Origin of the sequence: Vibrio sp. Vb1026 (assembly GCF_033338745.1) — a bacterium.
Classification (GTDB): Bacteria; Pseudomonadota; Gammaproteobacteria; order Enterobacterales; family Vibrionaceae; genus Vibrio; species Vibrio alginolyticus.
In genome coordinates this window covers 186,949-203,856 of record NZ_JAWOTH010000004.1, presented here as the reverse complement: position 1 = coordinate 203,856, position 16,908 = coordinate 186,949, and the positions used below count along the sequence as shown (strand labels likewise).

The window sequence follows — 16,908 nt, the reverse complement described above, 5'->3', positions numbered from 1 at the left end:
ACCACTTGCCTTTTAAGAGCATTTTTACAGAAATTAGATGCGAAATCCCAACGAAACTTTTATCCTAACAAGGTTTTTTAAAGGAAGTTGAATATGATCATCAAACCTAGAATTCGTGGATTTATCTGTACTACAACGCACCCTGTTGGTTGTGAAGCTAACGTAAAAGAACAAATTGCGTACACCAAAGCGCAAGGTCCAATCAAAAACGCACCTAAGCGTGTTCTTGTTGTTGGTGCATCAAGTGGCTACGGTCTATCTTCTCGTATCGCTGCGGCATTTGGTGGCGGTGCATCAACTATCGGTGTTTTCTTCGAAAAAGAAGGTACTGAGAAGAAGCCAGGTACAGCAGGTTTTTACAATGCCGCTGCTTTTGAAAAGCTAGCGCGTGAAGAAGGTCTGTACGCAAAAAGCTTAAACGGCGACGCTTTCTCAAATGAAGCGAAACAGAAAACTATCGAGCTGATCAAAGAAGACTTAGGTCAAATCGATATGGTGGTTTACTCACTGGCATCTCCAGTACGTAAAATGCCAGAAACTGGTGAATTAGTTCGTTCATCTCTTAAACCTATCGGTGAAACTTACACATCAACGGCTGTTGATACCAACAAAGATGTGATCATCGAAGCTAGCGTTGAGCCTGCAACAGAAGAAGAAATCAAAGACACTGTCACGGTAATGGGCGGTGAAGATTGGGAACTTTGGATCAATGCGTTGTCTGATGCTGGTGTTCTTGCTGAAGGTTGTAAGACCGTCGCGTACAGCTACATTGGTACTGAGCTAACTTGGCCAATTTATTGGGATGGTGCACTAGGTAAAGCAAAAATGGACCTAGACCGTGCAGCGAAAGCGCTAAACGACAAGTTAGCAGCAACAGGCGGCAGTGCCAATGTTGCGGTACTTAAATCTGTTGTAACTCAGGCGAGTTCTGCAATTCCTGTTATGCCACTGTACATCGCAATGGTATTCAAGAAAATGCGCGAAGAAGGTGTACACGAAGGCTGTATGGAACAAATCTACCGTATGTTCAGCCAACGTCTATACAAAGAAGACGGTAGCGCGGCAGAAGTTGATGAGATGAACCGCCTACGTCTGGATGACTGGGAACTTCGTGACGACATTCAGCAGCACTGTCGTGAGCTATGGCCTCAAATTACGACTGAGAACCTAAAAGAGCTGACTGACTACGTTGAGTACAAAGAAGAGTTCTTGAAACTATTTGGTTTCGGCGTTGAAGGCGTAGATTACGAAGCGGATGTGAATCCAGCAGTTGAAGCAGACTTCATTCAAATCTAATCGAATCACAGACTAGATAACCAATAAACAAAAGGCGCTCATTGAGCGCCTTTTTGTATTTCATAGTCAAAGTGAGTATTAACTTAGTATTATCAGAATCGTACCAGCTAGCGTCATTAAAATATTCGCAATCGCATAGGTACCCGCATAACCAAGGGCTGGGATGGTGGACTTAGCGTAGTCGTTAACGACATCCATAGCTGGAGCGCAAGTACGGGCGCCAATAATGGCACCGAAGAGCAGGGCACGGTTCATCTTGAGTACGTGTGCGCCAACTAAGTAAGCCAGAACCACAGGCACAACACTGACAATAAATGCCAAACCAATGACTTTTGGTCCTACTTGCGTTAGGTGCTCGAACATCTTTCCACCTGCACTTAGACCAATTCCCACCATAAAGAACATTAACCCTAGATCTTTGACCATATTCAGCGCCCCTTGTGGGACATAACCGAAAGTAGGGTGATTTGCTCGTAAGAAACCAAGCGTAATACCGGACAACAGAAGACCCACCGCATTACCCAAACTGAAAGACACCTGACCGAACGTCATTGTGATGAGGCCAAACAGAATACCCAAAATAAAGAAGCTACAAAAAGCGAGCAAATCGGCCATTTGACTGTGGATCGAGATGAAACCGATTTTTTCCGCCAGTCCATGTACTCGGCTTTTCTCGCCGCTCACTTGAAGGACGTCCCCTTTAGCGAGCACAATGTCTAAGTCCATAGGCATTTCAATCTGAGCGCGAACTACGCGGTTTAAGAAACAGCCAAACTCAGACAAATTCAAATCCGATAAACGCTTACCAGCGATAGCGTCACTTTTTACGACGATTTCTTCTTCAACGATGCGCAAATCAAGCAAGTTACGGTCGAATACTTCTTTACCATTACGGAAGCTAGGGTCTAAGCGAGCATGGCTGTCAGGGAAGCCAACCAGTGCAATTTCATCTCCCTCTTGCAAGATAGCATCACCATCTGGGTGGGCGAGAATACCATTGCGACGGATTCGTTCAATGTAACAGCCAGTTTGACGATAAATACCCAGTTCTCGCAAGTTTTTACCATCAGTCCAGTCAATTAGCTCTGGGCCCACTCGGTAAGCTCGAATAATGGGTAAATACACTTTTCTCTGGCTTGAATTTCCAAGGCCACGCTCTTGTGCGATTTGCTGCGCGGAATCAGAAAGGTTTTGTTTTTGCAGTTTTGGCAACAATTTAGCAAACATGATCATGCTAATTAAGCCGACCAGATAAGCCATCGCGTAGCCTACGGATAGATTTTCTAATACCAGAGAAAATTCCATATTCCGCGGTATGGTCGCAAGGCCAGAGTTAAGAGCATCTTGTGCACCAACCAGTACTGGCGTTGCGGTCAATGCGCCTGCCATCATACCGGCGGATAAGCCAAAATCGAGGCCGAAATAGTGACTCAAGCCATACGTTAAGCTGACCGCAGACACGAGAACAGTCATGCTTAAAATAAAATAATGCTTACCATCTCTGAAGAATATACCAAAAAAGTTTGGTCCAGCTTCAATGCCAACGCAGTAGATAAACAGCATAAAGCCAATGGTTAAAGCTTCTGCATTAAATGAGAAACCAAGGTGGCCCATTACCAAAGAGGTAATAAGAACGCCAATAGAGTTGCCTAATTGTAATTTGCCAAATCGAATTTTTCCGATGGCAAGGCCAATGGCTAATACGACGAAGATTAGAAGGATAGGGTTTTGCTCGAGAAGGTATACGACGTCTATGTTCACTGTGTGGCTCGGTAGAGTGTGTGCCAAAAAAGATTAAGAACTGTGAATTGTAACTAAATATAGCAAAAAGATAAGTGAATTTTTTTAGGTTTTACCATTAGTTGACTTAACGTAATAACCAGCTGAAAAATAATAAAAAAGCCGCATGAAGCGGCTTTTTTGAAAACAGTCTTTATTACTCGTCAAATAGACCTAGGTGCTCTTTCGCGTATGCTTCGAACTCGTCGCAGCCACCGATGTGCTCTTGGTCGATAAAGATCTGAGGAACGGTTTCAACTGGTTTACCAACTGTTTTCTCAAGATCTGCTTTAGAAATACCTTCAGCGTGAATATCAACGTAACGGTAGTTGAAATCATCACGTTTTGCTTTTAGCGTTTCTGCGTGCTCTTTTGCACGAACACAGAAAGGACATGCAGGGCGACCAAAGATAACAACGAACATAATCTTATTTCTCCTAAATCTATTCTTTTTTGAAAGCGTACAAAACATAGCGGCTGAGTGCGCTTTCTTTTGTTGGAGTAACTATGCCCGATCCAGATACGGAAATAAAGCGGCAATTACCTCTTGGTTCTATAGGTGAAATCTATCGAATAAAAACTAAACGCGCGTGCTTATTTTACGGCTCTGAAGTATGTGAAGTGACGCATAAAAAACATACATTCTAAAGGGTTAATGATGGCAAGGTGGAATTGGTCAATTTTTTTTGTTTAAAAAAATAGCAATCTATTTTGGCTATACGCAAATAACTTCAACTCTTACATAAGCGTTAAATCAGAGGGCGAGAGGTTATTTGGGTATATTCTTTTGGGAGGGTGTGTATGTTTCAGTTTATGACTGCAACAAGGATTATATTTGGTGAAGGTGCACTTCAATCTTCATTATCCGTTATTAACCAATTTGGCTACAGTGTTTTGCTGGTTACTGGGCAGGATACCCAACGAGCCGCCCCCATTATCCAATATCTTAAAGCTCAAAATATGCGTTACCAGCACGTAGCTATCGTTGGAGAACCATACATCACGATGGTAGAAGAGACCGCAGTGCTCGGTAGAAAATTCCAACCTGATATGGTGGTTGCGATAGGTGGTGGTAGCGTCATCGATATGGGCAAAGCCTTAGCTGCCATTATTCCCAATCAAGGCAATGTTTACGATTACGTAGAAGTGGTAGGAAGAAGCGTCCCTTTAAAAGCAAAGCCTCTTCATTTTATTGCAATTCCTACGACAGCAAGCACCGGTTCAGAAGTGACCAGAAATGCTGTGCTGAAATCTGGACAAGATAAAGTGAAAGTGAGTCTTCGAAGCCCTGATATGCTCGCAGACGTTGCCATTGTAGACCCGACACTTACTTACGGGACCGACCAATACACATCTGGACGTGGCGCAATGGATGCGTTCACTCATTTAATGGAAGCATATGTGTGTGGTGAGCCAAACCCTCTTACTGATATGGTCTGCGAAGAGGGGCTACGCCGTTTAAGCCGTTCAGTGATTGCCGCTTGTAAGCAAAATAATCATAAGGCGCGCTCTGATTTATCGTTCGCTGCATTGCTTGGTGGTATGGCGATTACTAATGCCAAATTAGGTGCCGCTCATGGGTTAGCATCGGCGTTAGGAGGCAAGTTAGACGCCCCCCATAGCGTTATTACGGCTCGCCTAGCTCCGCACGTGATGCAGGAGAACATTAACGCCGCTAAACTCGCGGGTAGGAATGATGTGATAAGTCGTTATCGCAAGCTGGCCCAATTAGTCACTGAGCGAGTAAATGCTAACGAACACGATGGAATTCTTTGGGTAAATATGGTGCTAGATAAGTTAGCGTTACCGCTACTGGCTCAATTTGGAGTATGCCAAACCTCTTTTGAGCAAGTGGCGAATGATGCGCTTAAATCAATGGCAATCAAAGGGAATCCTTTACCCCTGAATCAGGAACGTTTGATACACATATTGCAGCAAGTCTGTGATTGTAGCGGAGAGTGCGCAGCTGAGAGTGCACAACATGTCAGTTCTGTTGAAGTACTGGAATCAAGAACGGACTTATCGAGTGTCAACGACTTAGGGTGATTGCTCCCTTAGCAGCATTAAAACAAAAGGGGAGCCTTGAGCTCCCCTAGATAAAGTATGGACTAAGCTTTAGTGCTTAGTACTGGCTTAGTTTGTCATAGCGACTGTCTTTCAACGCATCTTTTACGCGTTTTAGGTTCTCACGGAAACCAGTACCACGGCGAAGAGTGAAGCCAGTTGCTAGCACATCAATCACTGTCATTTGTACAACTCGGCTCGCCATTGGCATGTAAACGTCGGTATCTTCTGGAATATCGAGCGTGATAGCCAGCGAGCTTGCCTTTTCTAGAGGAGAATCCTTCGCTGTAATCGCAATAACCGTTGCGCCATTTTCACGAGCAAGGTTCGCTATTTCTACCTGACTCTTTGTTCGACCGGTATGAGAAATAAGAACCACAACATCATTATCACTGCAGTTGATACAACTCATGCGCTGCATAACAATATCTTCAAAACAAGTAATTGGAATATTAAAGCGAATAAACTTGTTTTGTGCGTCTCGGGCAACAGAAGATGATGCACCAAGGCCAAAGAATGAAATGCGCTTCGCTTGCGTTAGCAAATCGACCGCACGGTTCACTTGCATTGGATCTAGGCTATTTTTCGCGACATCTAAACACGCCATCGTCGATTCGAAAATCTTATGGGTGTACGCGTCTGGGCCATCGTCTTCTTCCACATTACGGTTAACGTAAGGGGTGCCGTTGGCTAGGCTCTGTGCCAAGTGAAGCTTAAAATCTGGAAAGCCCTTGGTGTCCAGACGACGACAGAAGCGGTTTACAGTGGGCTCACTAACGTCGGCCATTTTAGCCAGCGTTGCAATGCTTGAATGAATTGCAGTTTGTGGAGACGCCATAATTACTTCCGCAACTTTGCGCTCTGACTTACTGAAATTCTCCAGGTTTTTTTGAATTTTTTCTAATGTATTCATAGTGTTCACGAGGGTATAGAGAACAACTCGCTGGCTCTGCTAACGAAAGGAAACACGAAGATTCCGGAGTAGAGTGGGGCGTTAACGAAAACAACCAGCGCCATAGAATCAGTATAAACCTGATCTTCAATCAGTCTAAACCAATAACGGGTACTATTTAGTGAGAATTTGACAGGCCTCAAACAAAATGTTGTAAAAACTACAGAATTGGATGTGTAAACGAAGTTTTGTTGCGCTAGTCGCACGATAATGATGTTTGAGTTACATCAAAACGAAAAAAAATTTCAAATTGATGTAACTCGATCTGGCTGTTAAGACGATTGAATATCAACAACCAGTTGTTGAATTCTTTTCATCAAATTTGGTGCTTGCTTGGCGATTTCGCGTTGCTCATCAAGCACTGAGCTCAAAATTTCTTTTGTGGTCAGTGGATTTGCCAAAACCACTCGAAACACTATCGTATTCATGCGTTGCCATTGGTCTGGGTTCAGTCTTGTACGTGAAACGAATGATTTGCCCGTTTCGCGCTGACGCTTTTGAATAAACTGTGTTAACTCATTGATCAGCTCATTCAGTTGTTCTTTTTGTGAGCCTTCTGCTTGTGCTAATGCTTCACGGATGAATGGCGGCAAATAACGGTATGTGAGCAGACAAAGCTCTGGTTCAGAAACTAACTCGAAATCATCTTGCTGTTTGATTAAATCCGCAAAGTATCGAGCTTTTTCAATGCTTTGGTCAATCAGAAGCTCGTAACCTGGGCGACTTATGATGTGCATTGCGGCGTAGACCAACATCGCCATGCCCGAACGTGAACCTTCTAATGTATGGCTGCCTAGGTCTTTTGAACCTTTGCGCAATATATATTGAGCGTGATGCTCTATGGATTTCATTGCGTCAGGGTCTTTGAACAGAACCATACCAGCGCCCATCGGGATGTAGAGCTGCTTGTGCGCATCAATAGTTACTGAGTCTGCCATTTCCACACCTTTAAGAAGATGACGGTGATGGTTAGACATAAGTGTTGCGCCACCCCATGCGGCATCCACATGGAAGTGACAGCCGTGAGCTTGGCAGACTTCAGCGATTTCAGGCAATGGATCAACATTACCTGTCTCTGTTGTGCCAGCCACACCAATAACAGCAATAGGCTTGATGTTTTGTTTTTCGAGCTCAACAATTTTCGCTTTCAGGTCGTTGACAATAATACGGTTGTTGGCATCGGTTTTAACCGCAACCAAGCCCTCTTGGCCTAGCCCTAATACATCGGCTGCTTTCTTAAGGGAGTAGTGACCACGCTCAGACACTAGCACCGCTAAGCCATCATAGCCATAGTGCTTCATGGCTTTAAAAAGGCCTTCCTTTTCCACGCCTTTAAATGAGCCATTGGCTCTTAACGCTTTGTTACGTGCTACCCAAAGCGCAGTGATATTGGCAATGGTGCCGCCGGAACAAAATGCGCCTAATGAGTGGTTTGCACTGTGCATCCACTGATTGTAAAACGTATCATTCTGACCATATATCAAGCGATGCAGCATACCCAAAACTTGACGCTCAAGTGGTGTAAAGGCTTTGGAAGTCTCTATTTTTACCAGGTTTTGGTTTAAGGCGATCATGATCTTTGACAGTGGCATCAAGAAATAAGGCAGTGCCGATGTCATATGACCAATGAAGCTTGGTGAAGATGTGTGAACTGAGTGCGACACCAAAGTGTCGAGTAAGTGCTCTGTATGATCTGACACGAACTCTGGCTGCTCAGGAATCTGAGCAGAAGAAAAGTCTTTTTCGATTTCGCGTAAAGGCTTTTCTTCTGCCACGATGTGTTCACGAAGAAATTGATTTAGATTTCGCGAGAGGCTCTCGTCAATTTTAGTTAACGTTGAGTCCGGACCTTCTGGGACAGTGAAGATCTTTAGCAAGCTCTCAAAGCTAACATCAGCGGTTTTTTGTTCCTTAACCATAGCAAAGAATCTTTGTAGTTATTTTGGTAATGCGAGCGGCACAATCTAAACTAAAACGGGCGCAAAGTCCCGTTTTAATTGTTGAAACCCAAGTTGTAGAAATGAAAATTTTAGGTGAAGGTTACGATATTCACATTAAAAAATTCTAGATTGAGTACGTTAAAACATTCTAGTGTTTTCGAATGCTAATCAACGACTAATGCGAGCAATCTTAGTCACATTTCTGCTTTTCAATCTTTTCTATTGACTGATTGTACTTATTAAGTGCGGTATCAATTTGTTGGGGATGACTAAGCAGATCAGCGAATGCTGAACGAAGCTCGTAGTTTTTTGGGTGGTTAGTTGATTGACGGTCGCTAAATGTCTGTTTTGCAACTTCACCTAACTTATCGCTTCGGGTCGCTAACTGCTTAACGTCATGTTGCTCTAGTTTTAACCATGCTTCGATTGGCTGTTCCGTCGCAACGCGGCTAGGGTCGTTCTCTAGAAAGTAGTGAACCGCTTCGCGGTTTAATTCAAAGTGATGTTTACGTCCATCCAAGAACCATTGACTAACTTCTTTCAGATCTGGATATTGGGTAACCGTCAAATCAACAAGATCTTGATACCACTGTAGTGAGGCATCGACGTAGCCATCGTATTTGCTAGCAAGACATTGTTGATCTGCGGCAAGCGTAAAAGTTGAGCTTGTAGCGAGGAGCGCTGCAACGACAAAGCGTTTCATTCTTCTTCCTTCTGGTTGTTATCCCTTTATTAACGCAATGCACATCAGTTGATGTTTCTCCCTTCTTTCTATTTGGTCGTGACAAATCGTTGGGCTGAATGACGAAAAGAAAGAGGGGTCTTGCCAAAAAATATTGACCACTTTGACGTTAACTGGGTATTTAAATTTTTGCCGTATTGTAATGGATGTTAAAGCGAAAACCTGAGATCTAGCTAGCAAGTGATACAAAGAAAAGCATCATAACTGGTACCAATAAACTCAAAATAAAGCCGCTAACGATAGCAACAGGAACACAACGCACACCACCGGTAGTTTGAATCACGGGTAGGGTGAAGTCCATTGCTGTTGCACCGGCATAACCAATTGCGGTGCACGGATAGCTACGAATAAAGAGAGGAATGGCAACCAGTGCGACTAACTCTCTCATCAATTCAATCAAGAACGACGCGCCACCAAATACCGGACCAAAAGCGTCACCCATTAAAATACCTGCGAGTGAATACCAGCCAAAACCTGAAGCCATTGCGAGTGCTTGATAAAGAGGAAGATCCAAAAGCACCGCTGCAAGAACGCCACCAAGCATACATGTTGCGATGACAACAGCCGCAATGGCCATTCCTTGTTTATTTAATAGGATTTGACGCAGAGTAAGTCCACTATTGCGCAGCTGAATACCAATAAAAAATAGAAGTAGAAAGAGTATCCATTCGCTTGCTGTATCTACCCAACTCAAATCAATGGGTAACAGCAGGCCAACCACTAACCCTCCGCCAACGACCACAATAAGCTTAACAGACTCTAAAGCCATCGAAGATAACGGTAGCTTCTTTTGATTCTGATTGGTCTGGAGTGGAATAATTTTATCAATAATAGGCAGAGCCAACAGGTTGCAGGCACTTAGACACAAAAAAAACGTACTCGCATAGAGGAGAATACTTTGTAAGTTGCTGCTTAAATTATCGAGCGCCGCCAAACTAAGACCCATCAACGACAAAATGACGTAAATAAGGTAGGACGTTGACTGATTGATCTTCTCCAATAACGAAGATCGAGATATAGGAATTAGATACCCCACCACAAGCGGAGCGAAAATAAATAGCATCCCTGAAAACATAAAGCTCAATGATTCCTTTTTGAGATAACATCAACACGCATAAATCAAATTATCTATCGGTTGAAATTAGAGATATTTCACCACACACAGCTCAGCCTTGAGCGAATCGTTTTATCACGGATAAGGTATTATCAGAAAGCGATAAATTACAAACCGCTAGCATTGAGTACAGCACGGATTTGATCATTGAAGTCAGTATCACTCATGTTACTAAGTTCATACAAGACTTCTGCACCAGTTAAGTTGAATTCAACTTCGTGTTCGTCAATGCGTTCATCGTGATTGCGAAACATCAATAAATGATGCGCAATTCTAGCGATGTCGAGATAACTCACTTCTGGTCGCGTTAATTCGTATTTTTCGTTTGAGGATACTTCTCTGAAGTCGTTGTCAAATCCCCAACGCTCAAGCACTAGTTTACTTGTGGCAGAACAACGTGTTTGGAAGATTTGCAATGCAATATCTGGGTCTAAGTAATTGCCCCTATCTAAGTACAAGTGGTACTCATTAATTAGGCAAAATAACCCAATATCGGCTAATAGACCGACCAATAACGCCTTTTCTTGCTCTAGATGGCCATAAGTGCCTGGCTCGTGGCTACGAAACGATTGAACCAACATCACCATGACGGCACCGAGCTCACGCGATATCGCGGCACTCTTCACCAAGATGGCATTGCATTCTTTAGTGAGATTAACTGAGTGTTTAAGTTGCTCGATCGCTTGTGCGGTAACAATATCACGTACACGAAGTATTCCGAGACGAGATACCGCTGTAGTTAAGTCGTTGCAGGTGATATTTCTGCGATTGAAAATCACAGAGTTAGCGACTCGTAAAACGACCGCTGCTAATCCGGGATCTTCCAATAAACAGTTAGCAACATCGGCAATCGTGGTGTGTTCTTCGACACATAACTGCTGAATTTTAAGCACGACATCAGGAATAGGAGGTAACGAAATCTTACCCGTGGCGATGGACTGTTCTACCAGCTGAGCAAACTCGGATTCCAGTGCGTTTATAAGCTTATCTTTATTATTTGGCAGCCAAAAAAATGATAAATGTTCCATTGTGACGCTGTACTTGAGATCTTTCGTACAGTGTACCCTTACAGCGTATTCTTTATCAATTAAATGCGTATTATGTGCCCGTAATTGCCAGCGAGATCATAATGATGGCGTGTTTTAGGCATGCTATGCGTCAAAAAAATATCACCACACAAACAATAAGTGTGAAACTAATCACGTATGCAGAATTTATACTTTTTTATATGTGACCTATGTCCTAACTTATTTTTCAACGTTAAGTATGATTAAGCAAGTTGGTGAGCACAACTCACAAAAATATCGCCAACAAATCGACATTTATAATTCGCTATAAGCTGCTGTTTATCTGGTGACATCGCTAATCGGGGTAATTTATTCAGATTAAAGAGGTCAATGGACATGACAGACCAAGCTTTTTTTAAATATGTACGCACCTTCAGTGAGTACCAAAAACGTTCTATGTTCGGTGGTATTGGTTTATTCACCGATGATGCTATGTTTGCGCTTGTCAGCAATGATTGCTGCTACTTACGTGGTGGTAATGGGCTAGATGAAGTGTTTACTCAACTGAGCTGTGAGAAGTATAAGCACGTCAAAAAACAGACGACGGCAACCGTAAATTATTATGATGTAACCGATTTATTCGAATCCGGATATGTAGGGCTTGATGAACTGGTACAGAAATCAATTGAATACTCAATTAAGGAACGGAAATATCAAAAGTCCTCTGCCAGTAGACGCTTAAGAGACTTACCCAACATGCAACTAACCCTTGAACGTATGGTCAAGAAAGCCGGTGTTGATGACGTAGAAACCTTTTTAGAACTTGGACCTGTAAAAGTCTTCAACAAAGTTAAAACGGCTTACGGTAATGATGTTGATGTAAAGCTACTGTGGAAATTTGCTGGTGCAACTGATGGCGTACATTGGAAACTGATCCAAGAGCCGCGTAAAAAACAGTTATTGGCACTGTGTGACTAAGCGAAGCTGATCGCACAATGATTGACTCGTTTTGATGGAGTTAGCGGGTCGTAAAAGCAAGTGTGAAAAGCGGAAAAAGGACGTTGAAGTTTTTTACCACTTCATTGAGTTAGTCATTAAATTAGACAAAAAAACCGAGGCAGAGACCTCGGTTTTTGTTTTTTTAATTTGCTCTTTTCTTACAGCACAAATCTTAAAACTTAAAACGCGTAGTGAACATTACCTGATCACCGTAAAAATCGTTGATACGAGCTTCAGCACCCAAAGAGAAAAGCTCTGTTGAGTGGAATCGAGCGTAGGCAGAGCCAGTCCAATCGTCATCGTTATCGATAGAAACGTAGCCGACTTTGCCGCCTACTTCTAATTGAGGGCCCAACCATTGGCGAACACCTAAGTTAAGCTCCATACCAACATCTGTGCTGCTCTCATTCGAAGGTTGCACAACGCGCATTAGCATTTCACCAGTAAGATCTGCCCAGTTGTTTAGCGGAGAATGGAAGCCAAAGCCTGCAGCTGAGTCAAAATCACTTTCAAACTCAGAGTCAATACGAGCAATAACATGCGCGTTCGGGTGAATTGATTTGCTGAATCCAGCACCAAATGTCACAGGACTTGCGCCAATACGTGCTTCGAAATAGTCGTAGCTAAAGTTGCTCATAGTTGCTGGCGCATTGCGATCGTTTGCAGCTAGGGCATGGCTTGATGCCACTAGTAAGGCAGCGGCTAATAGTGTTTTACGCATAACTAACGATAAACCTTGTTCATTATTTCCATGGATTCAAGCAACCACTTGAACCGTAATCTGATTTGTCCGACATCATAATAAAAAGGAAGGTCCACGACCAACAAAAATGTGTCGATGTTTTGTCAATTAACTTAATAGTTCCTTGGTTTAAGCAAAAACTACGCCATATACGTAGTGTCCGAGAATTTCACTCGGACAAGTAACGATGTTTTTCTAACCTCATTCGACTATGCGAGGTTAGGTGGTGCAATGAGCATCGTTGAGTTCAAGTTAGAACCAAACACTTTATTACTCGCCAAAGCTTGCTCTTCTTTCTGCCATGGCGTTGAGGATTGCCTCAGAATCAAGGATTTGAGTCCAGGATAGCAGGTTATCATCATTCTCAATCACAAACGCGGTAAGCTGAGACACGATTGCTTTTCTCAATGCTTCACCTTTCCAAGGTTTGGCAATGTAATAATCGAGACTCGCGTTATTTACGGCTTCTACGGTGTCTTCCAAACCAGCTTGTCCTGTGAGTAAAACTTTGCGCGCTGCTTTTGTGTCACCATTTTGACTGAGTTCGATTAAGAAGCTGATCCCAGTTTGTTCCGGCATAATGTGGTCACATAAAATGAGCGCAAGCTGAACTTCTTCTTCCGCCATCTCCTCAATCACTTGCCGAGCTTCAGTCACCGATTCCGCTCCTTCGACGACAAAGTTCTCCTCGAAGGGAGCAAGATCTTGGAGCACGCTATCCAAGACTTCTCGTTCGTCATCGACACATAAAATTAGATACTTGGTCATGTTTCATCTCCTTCTTCGATGACTGGTAACCAGACGGTCATTCGTGTGAACTGGCCGATCTCTGATTCGACGTCAATCCACCCTCTGTGTGCTGTTACGATTTGCTGGCAGATGGACAGCCCGATGCCTAAGCCAAAATTACCTTCTTTTTTTGTGGTGAAGTTCAGCTCGAAAATGGCGTCTCTTTGCGATTCAGGAATGCCACATCCATTATCTTCAAATGAGATAACGGCATAATGTGTGTGCTCTTTTTCTATAAGGCGTGTTTGTATGTTTAACACACCTTTCTCTGGAAATGCGTCAATGGCGTTAGAGACCAAGTTCGTCCACACCTGTTGGAGTGCGATCGGTTGACAAAGGATGGAAGGCAAGTTTGCATAGTCGGTTGAAACTTGGTGCATTTTTAATTTGTTCTCGAAAATCACCAAGGTGTCTTCAATGCCCTCATGAATATCGGCATAGTGCAGGGTCTCATCATCTGACCGAGCATATCCTTTCAGGCTTTTTACCATATCAGCAATTCGTGCTGCACAGACATTAATTGAGCGAAGTGTAGAACCTGCTTTGTGGTATTGCTCTAGTGTATTGAGAGCATGATAAGACGCTTGCTGCTTTCTCGTTAGTTGGGTAAGTAGCTCTTGATCGGACTCTAATCCAAGGCTCACCACTTTTTTTGCCAATGCTCGGTCTGGAAGAGTATGGCTAAGCGCTTTTACGCGTGATCTGAGCTCAGCGGTTGAAGCGGGTTTTGAGGTTTGCGCTTTGCTCAGTAATTCAATGCCTTTGGTTTGTATATCGGAACTTGGCGCATCGTTAAGTAATCGTTCTAGCGTATGCGTTAAATTCTCTACGCCCCTCAATATCGCGGCTACTGGATTGTTTAGTTCGTGGGCCACTCCCGCAACCAATTGACCAAGCATCGCCATTTTTTCTCTTTCAATGAGCTGCTGGTGGGCTGATTCTAAAGATTCGAGCGTTTTTTGAAGTTGCAGTTTGGTGTTGATGCTTCTTTGCAATCGGCGGTTGAAGTGGCGTAAAAGCAAGTTTGTAAAAAGAGGCAGTAAGTTTGAGTCGCTTTGCATCACTTTATTGAATACGTTGCGATCGAGTTTGATAACTTCTGTTTTGGTTAGTGTTAGAGCTGTCGAGAAAGAACATTCCCCAGTAACAAACGACATGCCTCCGACAATATTCCCTTTGTTATGGCGTACAACCTCTCGCTGCATGCCTTGCTCATCGCGCTTGTACAGAGCCACTTCACCTTCGGTGATAAACCACAAAAAGCAATTTGGCTCGCCTTCCACGGTTAATAAGTGTTCAGGTGAGTATGTACGGCACGCTCTTGTTTCGTCATTATCTTTAAAAAATTGCTGGAGAGCGGAGATCACTTGCTCGGCTAACTCAGCATCAGACATCGAGTGGTAGTCGTGTAAGAATCCGGCTTGATAATGGCTCATCTGGTTATTAATGTGCGCTCGCAACAAGCTGTGATGATCCAATATCTGACTGTAACTTAGCAGGTCTTCTTTACCGTTTCGCAATATAAATTGGGTCAGCTCTTTTTGCACTGTGTTAAATAAGACGTGATCTGGCAAAGGTTTAGTGAGGCAGTGGTCGAGCCTGCCCTCATTAACGGCAGTGAGAATTGCCTCTATATCAGACGAGCAGCTAATAAGAATTTTTCTTGCTTGCTCGGTATGTGGCATCCGGTCTAAACCAATAAGAAAATCCACGCCGTTAAAATGAGCGTGATGGCTCGCTATAACTAAAGCAACAGTCTGTTCTCTTTCTTCTAGATACTCTAAAGCGCTTTGAGCCTCTTCTATCGATTCGACAGAAAATATATCAAACTTACTTGAGAAGGCAGACAGCTCCAATCGAAACTGTTCAGCACTGATTGGGTTGTTGTCGAGACACAACACAGCATAACGATTCACAGATGTTTTAGCTCCGGTTAAAACTTCGCCACGCAAACTTTAACAATAAAAGGACATGATGAGTGGGAGCCAAGTATGATTCCTGATTAATGGACTAGAATAAGCATCAATAGTCTGATTTGTCTCAATGTTTTCTCCGCAGGTGGTTTGGGGTAGACTGACCGAAAATATCTAATAAGTGACGTTATGCAAAATCTTAAAAAAATCGGCGCCATTGGTGGTGCTATCTCATTAGCACTGTGTTGGCCATTGGCTGTCGGACAAATTGGTCAGTCCATCATTGAAGATGGTATTACCAATATGAATGATGAAATGATTAAAGGTGAAGTGGTCGAGTATCAGCGTGGCTACTTGTCTTCAGTCGTGCTGACTCGTTATTCAGTTGTTGATCCTGAGCTTAAAACTCAGCTAGAGCGTGATGGTATGCCAACGACGTTTGACGTAACCAGTGATGTTAGCCACGGTCTAACAAGCCTAACAGCTGATTCAAAATTGGTGGACAATGACTTTTTGCCTCTCACGATGCATAGCCAGACTCAACTAAATGGCAATACAGCATTTATCCTCGACCTAGACAGTTGGCATTATCGTAACGAAGCGCAAGGTGTTTCTGTTTCTACAAGCCCTGCAAAAGTAACAGGTGATGTGACGGTATTGGGTGATCTCAATTACCAAGTTTCCGTTCCTTCTGTTCAAGTGGATTTTGAAAACGGTGAAGAGCTTCATCTGAATGCATTGACAGGGCAAGGTAAAGGAAAGCAAGCAAAAGGCTACTGGTTAGGCGAGCAATCTTTCTCTCTAGAGAAGCTAGATGTGGTTGATGCGAACTTGACGCCTGTCTTTTTGATTGAAAATGCGAGCTACCGTGGTAACACTACGATGAGTGAGTCTGGTGATAAGCTGAACAGTCAATTAAACCTAGATGCTAAGAAACTACGTTTAACTGATGGGACGGATGTCGATAACTTTAAGTTGGATTTCTCAATTGCAGATGTGGATAGCCAGTCTTTTGATCAAATTATGTCTATCTATCAAGGCTCTCCTATGCTAGATGAGCAGGAAATTGCGAATTTATTGCCGCATGTCGATACGCTGTTTAGCAAAGGTTTTGATTTATCCGTGAACGAGCTTTCACTCGCGTTCGGTGACGGCAAGTTCCACAACGAGTGGCAACTATCCATCCCTGAAGGTACTGAGCATATTACTCAAGATCCAATGAAGTTGGTGACGGCCACTACTGGTGAACTTAGCACTTACTTCTCTGATGAATTAGTAACGCATTACCCATTTATTCAAGAAGGGATTGATGAGCTCCTTATTATGGAGTTGATCGAAAAAGTAGAGGGCGGTTATCAATTAAAAGCAGAAATTGGTGAAGGCAAATTGAAGTTCGAAAATGGGCATGAGTTCCCATTGGTGGCTCTACTTATGCCTGCTTTGATGCAACAACAGTAATTCGTGTTGTTGCGAATTTGTTCCAATTCAACGCTTAGTCTTTAAAAAGAGGTCGTAAGACCTCTTTTCTTGTTTTTATCACTGCGAAAACGTGATATTAATTTCTTAATATT

General features: G+C 43.1%; 14 protein-coding genes. 4 read left to right on the top strand and 10 right to left on the bottom strand.

The window, feature by feature from the left end; genetic code table 11:
- Positions 1–93 precede the first annotated feature (93 nt).
- Positions 94–1,296 carry an enoyl-ACP reductase FabV gene (gene fabV, locus R7E47_RS09270; protein ID WP_005388648.1) on the top strand — a complete coding sequence of 401 codons (1,203 nt, stop codon included), beginning with the start codon at positions 94–96 and terminating at the stop codon, positions 1,294–1,296.
- A gap of 78 nt (positions 1,297–1,374) precedes the next feature.
- Here the strand turns inward: fabV and R7E47_RS09265 are convergent, their stop codons facing one another.
- Both R7E47_RS09265 and R7E47_RS09260 read right to left on the bottom strand, forming a co-directional pair.
- The gene (locus R7E47_RS09265; protein ID WP_005378028.1) at positions 1,375–3,057 is read right to left on the bottom strand and encodes an aspartate:alanine antiporter; all 1,683 of its coding nucleotides are present in this window, start codon (positions 3,055–3,057) and stop codon (positions 1,375–1,377) included.
- Positions 3,058–3,232: 175 nt separating this feature from the next.
- Positions 3,233–3,499 (bottom strand): GrxA family glutaredoxin, encoded by a 267-nt coding sequence (locus R7E47_RS09260; RefSeq protein WP_005378026.1) that lies wholly within the window; start codon positions 3,497–3,499, stop codon positions 3,233–3,235.
- Positions 3,500–3,876: 377 nt separating this feature from the next.
- On the opposite strand from R7E47_RS09260, the gene R7E47_RS09255 reads away from it, so the two are divergent.
- The gene (locus R7E47_RS09255) at positions 3,877–5,121 is read left to right on the top strand and encodes an iron-containing alcohol dehydrogenase (protein WP_239938349.1); all 1,245 of its coding nucleotides are present in this window, start codon (positions 3,877–3,879) and stop codon (positions 5,119–5,121) included.
- Positions 5,122–5,197: 76 nt separating this feature from the next.
- Here the strand turns inward: R7E47_RS09255 and R7E47_RS09250 are convergent, their stop codons facing one another.
- From R7E47_RS09250 to R7E47_RS09230, 5 genes are all read right to left on the bottom strand, one after another.
- Positions 5,198–6,052 carry a MurR/RpiR family transcriptional regulator gene (locus R7E47_RS09250; RefSeq protein WP_005378021.1) on the bottom strand — a complete coding sequence of 285 codons (855 nt, stop codon included), beginning with the start codon at positions 6,050–6,052 and terminating at the stop codon, positions 5,198–5,200.
- Between the two features lie 311 nt (positions 6,053–6,363).
- The gene (gene panP, locus R7E47_RS09245; RefSeq protein ID WP_005378019.1) at positions 6,364–8,010 is read right to left on the bottom strand and encodes a pyridoxal-dependent aspartate 1-decarboxylase PanP; all 1,647 of its coding nucleotides are present in this window, start codon (positions 8,008–8,010) and stop codon (positions 6,364–6,366) included.
- 211 nt (positions 8,011–8,221) lie between these two features.
- Complete coding sequence (locus R7E47_RS09240) at positions 8,222–8,734, bottom strand: hypothetical protein (RefSeq protein WP_017634875.1); 513 nt, start codon at positions 8,732–8,734, stop codon at positions 8,222–8,224.
- 208 nt (positions 8,735–8,942) lie between these two features.
- Positions 8,943–9,848 carry a lysine exporter LysO family protein gene (locus R7E47_RS09235; RefSeq protein WP_005378011.1) on the bottom strand — a complete coding sequence of 302 codons (906 nt, stop codon included), beginning with the start codon at positions 9,846–9,848 and terminating at the stop codon, positions 8,943–8,945.
- Between the two features lie 146 nt (positions 9,849–9,994).
- A complete protein-coding gene (locus R7E47_RS09230) occupies positions 9,995–10,915 on the bottom strand; it encodes an HDOD domain-containing protein (protein WP_005378009.1) in 921 nt (306 codons plus the stop codon).
- Positions 10,916–11,284: 369 nt separating this feature from the next.
- On the opposite strand from R7E47_RS09230, the gene R7E47_RS09225 reads away from it, so the two are divergent.
- Positions 11,285–11,872 carry a TfoX/Sxy family DNA transformation protein gene (locus R7E47_RS09225; protein WP_005378007.1) on the top strand — a complete coding sequence of 196 codons (588 nt, stop codon included), beginning with the start codon at positions 11,285–11,287 and terminating at the stop codon, positions 11,870–11,872.
- Between the two features lie 193 nt (positions 11,873–12,065).
- Here R7E47_RS09225 and R7E47_RS09220 read toward each other — a convergent pair whose 3' ends face one another.
- The 3 genes from R7E47_RS09220 to R7E47_RS09210 all read right to left on the bottom strand — a co-directional run bounded on the left by R7E47_RS09220 (position 12,066) and on the right by R7E47_RS09210 (position 15,340).
- Positions 12,066–12,614: a hypothetical protein gene (locus tag R7E47_RS09220; RefSeq protein ID WP_005378006.1), complete on the bottom strand. Its 549-nt coding sequence runs from the start codon at positions 12,612–12,614 to the stop codon at positions 12,066–12,068.
- A gap of 291 nt (positions 12,615–12,905) precedes the next feature.
- Positions 12,906–13,403: a response regulator gene (locus R7E47_RS09215; protein WP_005378005.1), complete on the bottom strand. Its 498-nt coding sequence runs from the start codon at positions 13,401–13,403 to the stop codon at positions 12,906–12,908.
- Entirely contained in the window at positions 13,400–15,340 is a 1,941-nt protein-coding gene (locus R7E47_RS09210; RefSeq protein ID WP_318084153.1) for an ATP-binding protein, read from the bottom strand. Before R7E47_RS09210 ends, R7E47_RS09215 begins: the two co-directional genes overlap by 4 nt.
- Positions 15,341–15,526: 186 nt before the next feature.
- Here R7E47_RS09210 and R7E47_RS09205 point away from each other — a divergent pair, with 186 nt between their 5' ends.
- Positions 15,527–16,795: a DUF945 family protein gene (locus R7E47_RS09205; protein WP_064368075.1), complete on the top strand. Its 1,269-nt coding sequence runs from the start codon at positions 15,527–15,529 to the stop codon at positions 16,793–16,795.
- Positions 16,796–16,908: the final 113 nt, after the last annotated feature.